The 11573-nt window shown below is 54.7% G+C and carries 11 protein-coding genes; 4 read left to right on the top strand and 7 right to left on the bottom strand.

From position 1 onward, the window contains the following. The first annotated feature begins 255 nt into the window (after positions 1–255). Positions 256–1815, top strand: coding sequence for a site-specific DNA-methyltransferase (locus tag ACFOFO_RS19395; protein ID WP_390332467.1), 1560 nt, complete (start codon positions 256–258; stop codon positions 1813–1815). A 5-nt stretch (positions 1816–1820) separates the two neighbouring features. Then, positions 1821–4529: a DEAD/DEAH box helicase gene (locus ACFOFO_RS19390; RefSeq protein WP_390332466.1), complete on the top strand. Its 2709-nt coding sequence runs from the start codon at positions 1821–1823 to the stop codon at positions 4527–4529. On the opposite strand, the gene ACFOFO_RS19385 is transcribed toward ACFOFO_RS19390, so the two are convergent. The 7 genes from ACFOFO_RS19385 to ACFOFO_RS19360 form a co-directional block, all read right to left on the bottom strand. After that, on the bottom strand, positions 4526–5227 hold the full coding sequence (locus ACFOFO_RS19385) for a metallophosphoesterase family protein (RefSeq protein WP_390329384.1): 702 nt from the start codon (positions 5225–5227) through the stop codon (positions 4526–4528). The two genes, ACFOFO_RS19390 and ACFOFO_RS19385, sit on opposite strands and share 4 nt — an antisense overlap. 14 nt (positions 5228–5241) lie before the next feature. Further along, complete coding sequence (locus ACFOFO_RS19380; protein WP_390329387.1) at positions 5242–5664, bottom strand: metallophosphoesterase family protein; 423 nt, start codon at positions 5662–5664, stop codon at positions 5242–5244. A gap of 15 nt (positions 5665–5679) precedes the next feature. Beyond that, positions 5680–5958 (bottom strand): metallophosphoesterase family protein, encoded by a 279-nt coding sequence (locus ACFOFO_RS19375; protein ID WP_390329390.1) that lies wholly within the window; start codon positions 5956–5958, stop codon positions 5680–5682. A gap of 926 nt (positions 5959–6884) precedes the next feature. Then, positions 6885–8288, bottom strand: a complete 1404-nt coding sequence (locus ACFOFO_RS19370; protein WP_390329392.1) for a hypothetical protein — start codon at positions 8286–8288, stop codon at positions 6885–6887. Positions 8289–8292: 4 nt separating this feature from the next. Then, positions 8293–8781 (bottom strand): hypothetical protein, encoded by a 489-nt coding sequence (locus tag ACFOFO_RS19365; protein ID WP_390329395.1) that lies wholly within the window; start codon positions 8779–8781, stop codon positions 8293–8295. Then, positions 8771–9265, bottom strand: coding sequence for a DUF7665 family protein (locus tag ACFOFO_RS26635; protein ID WP_449369382.1), 495 nt, complete (start codon positions 9263–9265; stop codon positions 8771–8773). Before ACFOFO_RS26635 ends, ACFOFO_RS19365 begins: the two co-directional genes overlap by 11 nt. Then, positions 9262–9789 carry a hypothetical protein gene (locus ACFOFO_RS19360; RefSeq protein WP_390332464.1) on the bottom strand — a complete coding sequence of 176 codons (528 nt, stop codon included), beginning with the start codon at positions 9787–9789 and terminating at the stop codon, positions 9262–9264. Before ACFOFO_RS19360 ends, ACFOFO_RS26635 begins: the two co-directional genes overlap by 4 nt. A gap of 327 nt (positions 9790–10116) precedes the next feature. Here ACFOFO_RS19360 and ACFOFO_RS19355 point away from each other — a divergent pair, with 327 nt between their 5' ends. Together ACFOFO_RS19355 and ACFOFO_RS19350 are read left to right on the top strand one after the other, a co-directional pair. After that, complete coding sequence (locus ACFOFO_RS19355; protein ID WP_390332463.1) at positions 10117–10503, top strand: helix-turn-helix domain-containing protein; 387 nt, start codon at positions 10117–10119, stop codon at positions 10501–10503. 5 nt (positions 10504–10508) lie between these two features. Further along, entirely contained in the window at positions 10509–11378 is an 870-nt protein-coding gene (locus ACFOFO_RS19350; RefSeq protein ID WP_390329400.1) for an ImmA/IrrE family metallo-endopeptidase, read from the top strand. Positions 11379–11573: the final 195 nt, after the last annotated feature.

Here is an 11573-nt window from a genome sequence, read left to right as displayed (position 1 = left end):
AAACTCCGGCAGCGAGTGCGGAAACGGCAGATCGTCTCGGTCAAGCACATCGATAACCATGATCGCCCCAGGTTGGCGCAAATGCTCAATATACTACCGGTAGTGGGTTTGGGAGATAACCGGATAAGCACGGTTCATTCTAGCGACCGTTAAACGAACTCCAATTGATTCGTTGTACGAAATGCCATGATGAGCGAGGTTCTGCGTTTTCTGGCGTGACATAATGCCGAGCATCCACACAAAGACAGAAAAGCTATGCCATTTTTAGACTGGGTCAACAAAAATCAGGCCAAGGAAATCCACCGAGACGTTCCCTACCATCTGCTAAAACAAGAGGCCATTTTTGGCAATAGCGCCGAAAGTCTGCTGATTCAGGGTGACAACCTGCTGGCACTCAAGGCGCTGATGCCCTTTTATGCGGGGCAGGTTAAATGTATTTTTATCGACCCACCTTACAACACGCAAAGCGCGTTTGAGCATTACGACGACAAGTTAGAACATAGCCAATGGCTGTCGATGATGTATCCCCGAATCGTTTTTCTGCGCGACTTGCTTACCCATGATGGCAGTATTTGGGTCTCTATTGATGATAAGGAAGCGCACTACCTCAAAGTACTGATGGATGAAGTCTTTGGACGTAATTGCTTCGTAGCCGACATCGCATGGAAGCGACGGGACGGAGCGCCTAACGACCGAAAAATCGGCGCCACCTACGACCACATCTTCGTTTTCGCCAAGTCCAATACAGGCTCGTCAAAGAAGACCATTGCGGAGGAGGCATTCAACCTCATGCAAAGGACAGATAAGGCGGATTCCCAATATCAGAGTTATGAGGAACCGTTTGGCTTCGATGAACGCGGCCCATTCCGCAAGGTGGACTCGACGGGTAACGCAAAAGGCGGGCGATATGTCGAGAGTCTAGTCTACCCTGTGGAGAACCCATTTACCGGGCAAGAGGTGTTCCCAAGAAAGGGGCGGTGCTGGGTATACAAAAAGGAAGAAATGTTGAGAATGGTCGCCGAAAGGCGGTTTTTCTGGGGCAAGAATGGGACCGGTACAACCCCAATGAGAAAACTCTTCAAAACTGAAGCCAAAGCTGGCATGGCAGCTCCGACCATTTGGGACGACGTTGGCCTAAATCAGCATGCAGCAAGAGAATTAGAATTGCTGTTCGGTGAGAAAGCTTCGTTTGAGACGCCCAAACCTGAAGGACTGATGAAGCGAATCATTGAAATCGCCAGCAATCCAGGGGAAATAGTTTTAGATTCATTTCTCGGTTCGGGCACCACTGCTGCCGTAGCTCACAAAATGGGGCGCCGCTATATCGGCATCGAAATGGGTGAACACGCACAAACACATTGTGTCCCCCGCCTCCAAAAAGTCATCGAAGGCGAACAAGGCGGTATCAGTGAGGACGTGAACTGGCAAGGCGGCGGCGGTTTTCGTTTCTGTACCTTGGGCGAACCTGCGTTTGACCCGCATGGTCGCATCAACAGCGCCGTGCGCTTCGCGACCTTGGCTGCGTATATCTGGCACTTTGAGATTGGCGAACCTGGGCACCAAGTTTTCGACTCGCCGTTACTTGGAGTTGAGAAGGGTACCGCCTACTATCTGCTTTACAACGGGATTCTCGGCGACCGGCGCCCCGCCGGAGGAAACGTACTGACACACTCGGTTCTCCAAGCCATCAACGATATCCTCCCCCATACTGGACCGAAGGTCATCTACGGCGAAACCACGCGCCTTGGCATGGCTCGCCTTGCCGCCGATAACATAACCTTCAAGCAAATCCCTTACGACGTGAAGATTCGCTAACCGCTATGTTCAAACTAAAAAGCTATCAAGAAAATGCGCTTGCGGTCCTGACTCAATTCTTGCGAGCCTGCCGCAGCGCTCCGATACCAGACGCTTACCACGCTATCCTAGCAACACAGAATCGCACCAATGAGCACTATGCTTCTCTCTTCGGTGATATACCCAGCGTTTGCCTACGAATTCCAACGGGCGGCGGAAAGACCATCATGGCAGCCCACGCAGTTGCGATGGCCGGGAAGGCCGTCTTGGACACCGATGCTCCCGTCGCCCTGTGGCTCACCCCCTCGGATACCATTCGTACTCAAACGCTCGAAGCCCTGGCTAATGCCCGGCACCCCTACCGGCAAGCGCTCGCTGAACATTTCGGTGACCGAGTGCAAGTCTGTGACCTAGAGAGCCTGCAAACAATCAGCCCGCACGACGTCGGCAAGGCCTGCATTGTTATCGTTGCTACTATTCAGGCCTTCAACGTTACCGATACCGCCAAGCGTAACGTGTACTCATTCTTTGAAGAACTCTCACCGCATTTTGACACCCTGCCTCCTCACTTGAGCGGAGACCTGGAGAAGGTCACGGAAGCGGACTTGTTAAGTCAACCCTTCCTGACAAATAAAGACGTCGGCCGCATCAAGCATTCGGTTGCGAACTGGCTCCATCTTCAGCATCCCATCGTCATTGTTGACGAAGCCCACAACAACAGGACGGACCGCTTCTTCAAGACGTTGGGACGCCTGAAACCGAGCTGCGTTGTAGAACTCACCGCGACGCCAGTGCCTGGAAATAACGTGCTGTACCACGTCTCCGCGCAAGAATTGAAAGCTGAGCAAATGATAAAGCTGCCGATTGTCCTGGCAGAGCATCCCGCGGGTTGGCAGGATTGTTTGCGCGATGCGATTCTGACACGGGACCGGCTAGAAATCTCAGCCCAAAAGGAAACCGATTATCTGCGTCCGATTGCGTTGATTCAGGCAGCTCCTAAAGGTAACGAAGCCACAGTGGATGTCGTTCGCATACATCTGATTGAGAACGAAAAGATACCCGAGGACCAGATTGCGGTTGCAACTGGCACCCAAAAAGATTTGGTCGGTATCAACCTGTTTGACCCCGCGTGCCAGATTCGTTATGTCATCACAGTTGAAGCACTCAAGGAAGGCTGGGACTGTTCGTTTGCCTACGTCCTGGCGTCCCTGCAATCGGTGAATTCGGCCAAGGATGTCGAGCAGCTTCTGGGCCGCGTGCTGCGCATGCCTTACGCGAAGACGAGGCAGCAGGAGACCTTGAATAGAGCGTACGCGCATATCGTTGCCGAGAACTTTGCGCAAGCTGCGGCGTCCTTGACGGACAAGATGGTCCAGAACATGGGCTTCGAACGGTTCGAGGCGAACATAGCACTCGTGCCAGCGCAACCCGAGTTGCCTCTTGGCGAACCGATGGAAAACGGCTCCCTGGGGCAGCAGCAAATGGCGCCGGTTATTCCGGATTGCTATATCGCGGTTTCCGGGACCCTGGATACACAGTATTGGCCAGAAGACTTAAAGCAGGTTGTCACAATCGGCACAAATTCAATGGGGACTACCCTGCTCGTCAAGGGAGACATTGATTCTGATACCTTGGGTCAGGTTGAGGACTTTGTCAGCAATGCGGTTCCTGCCAAAGCTAGGGAGGCCATCAAGGAGCAATTCAATGCGCACCGCGCATTGCGTCAGGCAGTACGTGCACCGGCCCAACTTGGCCTCACCTTCGCACCTATTCCGCAGCTATGCCTGAATTTCGATGACTACCTTGAGGTAGTCGAAAGAGAAACCCTTTCCACTCTCGGTGACTGGGACTTACTCGACCAGCCTGTGCAACTGTCTGGTTTCAATATTACGGAAAGCATCAACTCATTTGAAATCGACGTAAGCGGCGAAAAAATAAAGTACCGCTATGTGGATGCGCAACAGCTCCATCTCAATGATGTCATGAGCCATGTGAGTGAACAGGACCTTGTGCGGTGGCTCGATGTTGAAGTGCGGCAGCCGTATGTCTCCCAGATGCAGCTGCAGGCATACTTGGTCAAGATGGTGTCGCACCTGGTCCACGTCCGGAGCTTCACCCAAACGGCGCTGGTCCGCGCGCGCTTTCAGCTTGCTCAGGCACTCACCAAGGAAATCGGTAGGCTACGGCAGCTGGCCATGGACAAAGGATTTCAAGGCCGCCTGTTGGACATGATGGTTCCGACGTTTGAGCAGATGGCACATTACAGCTTCCAGTACCAGTCAGGGCAATACCCAGCACGCCAGCCTTATCGCGGCAGCTACGAATTCAACAAACATTTTTACCCGGTCATCCATGATTTACGGGAAAAGACACCCGCGGGAAGGACGGCGGAAGAATTTATGTGCGCCCAAGCGATTGACGCCCATCCTAAAGTCAAACAATGGGTCCGGAACATCGAGCGACAGGAAAAGCTTTCGTTCTGGCTACCGACGTCGACTGACTACTTCTATCCTGATTTCGTTGCTGAGCTGGTTGACGGTCGCTTGCTTGTTGTCGAGTACAAAGGGGAACCGTACGAGACGAATGATGATTCCCGGGAGAAGAAGCAAGTGGGCCACCAGTGGGAGAAATCCAGCAATGGTCGCTGCCTGTTTCTGTTTGCGGTGAGAGAGGATGAAGCCGGCCGTTCCGTATTCAAACAACTCGCTGACAAGCTCACTGGCGCACTTCACTAAGTGCTTCGTCGAAGACTGCCAATCGTCACAGGTTTGAAATCAATACACTCCACTGACATGTTCACATGGCGAGCACCCGAACCAAATTCGTCCGTGCTCAGCCGGTGAGCATGCACATGGCCATGCAAGTTCACTATGCAGTCGCCTGGTCGCGCAGCGTCCATGACGTGCTCTGGCACGGGATAGTGACTCACGAAAATCCTTTCCCATTCCAAGCAGCTAACGACGTCATCAACTGCTAATTTTAGGATGGCATGCGCATGCTTGTCGCAGTCATGGTTGCCCAGCACCAGAATTTTCGCAGCCGGTATTTGACGCAACCACCCATTTGTCGTTCCGCTGTCAGTCATCGTGATGTCCCCGCCGAAAATCAGAAAATCTTTCTCCGTGACGGTTGCCAGCGCATTCGACAGCATCAGCGCATCGACCTCACTCGCACTTCGACCCCGCAGCTTCTCCAGCGCTCGGTGGCCGAGGTGTTGGTCACTCCAGACGTAAAGATTCCCCGGTTTGAGTGCGTCATTCAACCTCCCAGGGTGCCCTTGCTTCGCGTGGACTTCTCTCAGCCGGCTCACAAAGTTCGTCGATGCCGGTTGCCGCGTGACGCCATCGGCGCCCCTCACTGCAGTTTCAAGGTACCGAAAATAAGCCTCCGCAAGGCTGCCTGGGCCCGATGCCGTTTTGTTTGATTTCTTCATATACTGATGACCTGTTAGAGCTGGAATACGCACTCGATTTCAAACGCTCGGTTTTCTCTCCTCCCACCATGCGGAAAGCCGCCTGGGTTACAAAGCACCCTAGTGGAGGCGACCATTACGTCCACCGAGCTATGTGTGTGCCCGTGTAGAAAATATGCAATCTGGGGATGCTGCTCTATGAAGGCATCAAGGTTCGAAGCGAAGGCCGGTGTGAGCCGGTCGTTCTTATACTCCGGGGCCACGCATGCCGGCGACGGCAAATGATGGGTCACGACTACCGTCTTGCCCTCGAACGGTTGCTCAACCAACCGAGTTATGGCCGCGAGCGATTCATGGAACCGCTCAACTGTCCGCTCTAGCAGCAGCTTCACACGTGCGTCCGGGGGGCCGTCCTGAATGACCTTGAAATCACTCATCAGCTCTTCGGCGTCAAACATTGAATCATATGGGGTTCAATACAGCTTGAAATCAGTCCACAACGTGGCTCCAGTGAACCTCACATTGCCTTTCTCGAGGAAGTGCACATTGGTGCCAGCAGCAGCCGCTCGAAGCTCAGGTATCAGGTCATCGAAATGATGGCTGTAAAACTCGTGGTTGCAGGCAACATAGATGACTGGGCAGCCAAATGTCTTCTTTGCCCATTCGATACCGGAAGTGCCTGTACCGATATCACGCCGAATCGGCAACACTTCGAACTCAAGATGCAAATCTGACAACAAACGTACGAGCATTGGATTCTTCTTTCGATATTGGTAGCTGCGACCAATAACGGGCATTATCGGCTGTTCTTCGCCTGCAACACACTATTATCATATTGACATCATAATTTAATGATATCGCGACCTGACCCTCGAATTCGAACTGCTCGAGGCGCATTGCGCGGTACCGCACTGAGCTGGAGCTGTCCCCTGCCCTATGCTTCAGAAAAAGGAGGACTCATGAACATCATCTACATGAACGGCAACGCCGCTTCGTCAGACAGATTCAATTTCATTCGTACCCAACTGACCGGACACGATGAAGCCTTGATAGACTATCTAGTATGTCAATAGCACTTTACTCGTCTATCCAAGAGTGGCGGCGATTGAAATCCGTGGGGGTGACGGAAGTCCGTGGGGGTGACGGAAGTCCGCGTTTGAAGTCAAGGTGTGTGCCCTCGGATGCCTACTCCATGACAAGAGCTGCGAGGTCGGCGGCAGTTGTTTGGGAAAAGTTGTGCGGGAGTGTCATTGATGTTCCTGTGCTTAAATAAAATTTGTGAGCGTCCTGTACCTCTGCACATAACTCTTGAGACGAAAAAGTCGAATTCAGTTCTCTCTGAGCTATGTTGCTGGCTATCAATCAATTCAGTGCACGTGGCGTCTTCTTCGGAGTCCAGACGCAACGGACTCGCACAGGTTGAAGTCCGATTCCAGGGGGCCGCTAGGAATAGCATCCGACCGGGCGTTCCGGGCTCTAACCGATATCCAGGCACCTTACCGGCCCGCACGGGGTCCCACATGATGGTTTCCAGCCCACCACTCGGCATCATCCCGGCGCCGCCTACAAGCCCCAAGTGGATGGGTCCCGGGTGCGTTTCGGTGACAGAGGCTGCCTTTGTGACACCTGTGCACAACTCTACTTCGCCGCCACTCAACATGTAAAAAGCGGATTCACCCTACTCAACTCGCTTAATGGTGTGAGTCTGTACACCGCGAACTGGCGGGGCAGCCTCGCTGGCGAGTCGTCCTTCCAGCCGACTGGTGCCAAGGGAGCACAGCCGCAGCTTTAGGTCTGAGAACACGGGCCCGCCGTTAACGGTCTTGAGCATCTCTGCCAACACCACGCACGCTGCCACAGCGCCGACAAATGGCACCGCAACGGATTTCCCGGTAAGTAGCAAACGTCCGCACTCATCCGCGTCAAGCGCCTGATATGCCGCGTTGCTAGCGGCCAGCAGCCGCTTGCGAGCCTCACGCGCAGCCAGTTCCTCAGTTGACTCCAGCGGCCAGACATCACAGGCAACCCGCGGGTTCGGCCAAGTGTGAAACGCGATGGTGTCAAAGTTGTGGTCCTCGCCACCAAGGCCGCTATCGAAAATCGCATTGAAGCCGGCCTCCGACAGCCATTGCCGTGCCCTGTTGTCGTCGAAGCCGGAGAGCGCTATGACGGGCTCCCCGGCGGTGCGCCTGAAGTTTTCGTCCACCCGCCGCTCGAGGAGTCTCGTCGAGAATCCGCGCGTCTCGAGCCAGTCGGCAGCAACGCGGGTTTTGAGATACGTCACCGATACGGACGTCAGCAAGGCACCTGTCTCGACGTTTGCCTTCTCGACCCTGTCGTCGTCACACAGCAGAATCGTCGCATCCTTCCGTGAGGAATACGGTAGTGCAGCAAGACCCCACAGGTATGCCTGACCAAGGTGGCCCAGCCCAAAAGCACCGACAGCGAGTGGCAACTCAACAAGTTGCCGACCGACACCATCGGGGTGCTCCGCAGAAAGGTCCGGACGCCATAGAGAGAACGTCACGACGCGTCGCGTGGCCGTGATGCTTATGCCCGCAAAGTCGGCGAACACCTCACCAACCGCGATGGAGGCGGCCGCAATACTGGCAAGCTGACAGTACTCGCGCTCGGCCATCCGAGGCACTTCGGTGGCTGGGCCTACAGCAATGCGCCAGCCATCGTAGGTCATCCGGACTGCGCCGGCTTCGGCGACCGCATTCCCAAGAATCAGATGTCGACCAGTGGGTGGCAACCCACTCCACACGGTGGGTTTACCACCAAGTTCGACCACCGCTTCACCTAACGTCGCTGCGCGCACCACGAGAACGAGGCACGGGGCGAGCCACACCTCCGCCGCAGCGTGCACTTTGGTTTCCCCGGCGAAGCACTTGACGCCTAGGTTGACCGCCGTAAGCAGCGCCAACTGCAGCCCGTAGGAAGCTTTGACGTCATCGCCGACTAGCACCTCAATGCCGCGCTGCGCCCTTAGACGTCGAGACTCTTCGATACCAATAGCATCTTGGTCCATGAATAGCTTATCGATGCGCGAGAGGGTGTCACTGGAGATTGGCTGAATCATATGTTCACCACACGCAAAGACGGACGGGGGCGTTGGGATGGTCGTGAACGAACGACGTCCAGCGGGTCTGGCCCTTGAAAACGTGCATTCCTACTCCAGCCAGCGACCACATTGAGGTGTGGCCATAGTTGGGAAGGATGAGGGCAAGGTGACCCTGCACGGGAACCATTGGGTAGTCCTGGTCGACGGTGCTTTGACGAACGTCGACGGTCGGGTGGGTGTGCACATCGGCCAGAACTTGCAATCCTCTTTTAGCACAGTAGTCCCACAGAGCCGAAAACCCCTTTGCGTGGAACACCACAATGCCGTCTGATAACGCGCTAGGGTCAAGGTCGTCGTAGCAGACGAAGGTCTCGACACGCCCATCGTCAGTTCCGGCCGTGCCGAGCAGGAACGCCCCGCTCTCACGACGCCTTCCGCCTCGCTTGCGTAGCTCCGTGACTAGCCCTAACCAGGTCAGCCTCGGAATCTTGATGGCACGTTTAGCAGCCAAGGTAGTCCTCACAGTTCAGCCATCGGTGAACGAGGCTGATGAAGTCAGTCAAAGTGTTCTGTTCTGTCCAGACGTATTGGGGGTTTTGTGTCGGCCAATCGTGATGGTTGAGCCTGGCTTGCCGGTCGAATGGGTGGTAGAACCCCCTCCCTGGCGCGGCCCATCCAGTCACTCTAAAGACGCCTTCCACCGGTGACTTGGGCCGACCTTTTGGCCATTTTTCTGGGACGAGGAAGTTGTTCGCTTCCTCGTCCCAGAATGCGCCAGTCGGCGACTGGATACCGTACCCGTCCACGTCCCACCGCACCAACATCTGTTCCGGGCTGTTGGCGCGAGGCGCAGCCTGCACTCGCGTGTAGACATATGGCCAGCCCGTTTTCGACACCTCCCAGGCAAGAGACCATTGCCCCTTTGACACGCCAATCCGAAACTCTGCTCGCTCTAAATCTGCCTCTAGAAGACGTTGAGCTGTGGACGCGGTCATGTCTGCCATCCCTGAGGCGTAACTTCGCGGACCAGGTCGAACTCTAACGAGTGCGTCCCTGGCTCCAGCAGTTCGCCCAGATGCTCCTCTGGGCGAGGTTGTTTGCCACTGGGCTTCAGCGCGAGTACCAAATCGGCTCCGGCGCTGGGGTCAACATGGGAACGTTTTTTCGCCCATTCCGTCACCGTCGCAATGGTCGCCGCCGGGGAGAAGCTACGCTTGTGGTGGCCATTGAAGTAAACCGTCACTTCAACTCGGTGGATGGTCAGGGTGTGCACATGCTTGTGCTTGCGCAACTCCAACTGTTCCAGCGTCAGTTCAATATTTGCCGCCTCGTGGACATCAGAGTCTGCATCTGGATGGTCCAGCGCTTCGACAGCTTCGCCGATGAAGACGAACTGGTCGGCACCCGGCAAAACACCCAGGCGAGCGAGCACTTCCTTGAGCGTCTCGTCCAAGCGAGCAGTAACGACCTGAGGACGGCCGCTGTCATGTACAAAAATTTCCAACGATTCTTCTTTCATAGATACCTCTTTAACGACACCTGTTGCGAACGGGACGGCGCTGTGGCAAACTATGTTGCTTTGTCAAGCAACGCATCATCAAAATACCAGGACAATTAGCACCTATGAAAATATTCGCGCTGTTGCTTGGCTAGACAACACTGTAACTGATTGAAAATCATGTGTCAAGTCACCTGCTTAGCCTGCCATTGCGGACCATAGATATGACAGACATGTCAAGTCCGGTGCTCACAAGAAGCCACCTCGCTCACTCGCATGGACGGAACCATCTCGCGTCCTCATCGAGCGCAATAGTTTTCTTTCACCCCCCACCAGGAGACCATAGCCATGGCACAGACCGGCCTAGGTGTCGCACTACGCAAATTGCGGGAGCGACGAACATTTTCACTTCGAGAGATGAGCCAGTTATCTGCGGTCGACCACGCGTATGTATATCGGCTAGAAACAGGCGAGAAAACAAGTCCTTCAGGAGAATTAATTGGCAAGCTTCTTAAGGTCCTAAAACCGACTGAGCGCGAGGCTGAAATCGTCAAATGGCTCACCGACCATCCTGAGGCAGACCCGGACCTTGTTGAATATGTACTTGGTGATGAATCGATTGATGTCGCAATCTTTACAATGGCCGCAGGAGCTCGACACCGAGGTAATGCACGGCCAGACCCTGCCACATTGATAGCTCGAATCAGACGAGCCTTAGACGACGAAGACGAGTAAGCCACATGAATGAAACCGACGTGCAGGACCAAGCCAGGGCTTTCGTCGCGAGTGTCGATTCGACGAATATTCAAAACGACCTGTCCGCCTATGTGAAAAAGGCCGAAGCAAAGCTTCGCAAGGAAGAGCTCTCGGACGGGGAGTCTGGGTTCACTGTGACCAAGGCAAACGGGCAGCACGTCATAACGGTCAACTCGCTTGAATCCGAAGAGCGTCAGCGATTCACTGTTTGCCATGAGATTGCCCACATCGTCCTGAAGCTCCCTTCACTGCATGACGAGCTTCCTTCGTGGTCTTATGCCAAGCGCGACATCAACGAGGTGACGTGCGACATCTTTGCGGCAGAGCTACTCATGCCTTACAAGATGTGGAAGGACAAGGTGCCGAAAGAGGAACCGTCGATAACGGTGATTGAGTACATGGCCGCTGAATTCAAAACCTCGTTCCCAGCAGCAGCGTCACGTTATGCCAACTTGGCAGATATCCCCTGTGCGTTCGTCACGATGGAACGCGGGATGGTCCGCTACGCGGCACGTTCGACGTCCTTGCGACGCGCGCTGGCGTGGATTCCCCCGAAGACACCAATACCGGCTGGCTCTGTCGCCCATCGGCTTCGTGCCGCCGGAATTACCCATATCGAAACCGATGAAGTGGCCCAAGATGTATGGTTCGAGAACTGGGAAAAGGGAGTTGACCTTTATGAAATGGCTCGTCACTACCACCGATTCGACACCACTGTGGCGCTTCTATGGTTTCCAGAGGAAGACTTGCCAGAAGTTGAAGTAGACAGGTTCGGTGTTCGCGTAGTTGACCACAGCGGACTGCAGGAGCTAACTGGCGAACTACCTTGGCCGGGGAACAAGAAGCGAAGATAGAGGTGAATGACTAGCTGTTGGGGCTGACGCTATTATGACCCAGGGTGCTGATATTGACTGCACCATGTCTAACTTCTGAAATCCCACAGAGTCCAACCGTTCGCTAGGCATGCGGGTGGGTCAACGAATTCCGGCAGCCCCCCCTGTGCCAATATAACTTGAGACACCTACCCGATTAATTTAGAGTACAGCGGT

The organism is Pseudundibacterium arcticum, assembly GCF_042646465.1.
Classification (GTDB): domain Bacteria; phylum Pseudomonadota; class Gammaproteobacteria; order Burkholderiales; family Burkholderiaceae_D; genus Undibacterium_A; species Undibacterium_A arcticum.
This window is presented reverse-complemented; position numbering and strand designations above follow the sequence as displayed.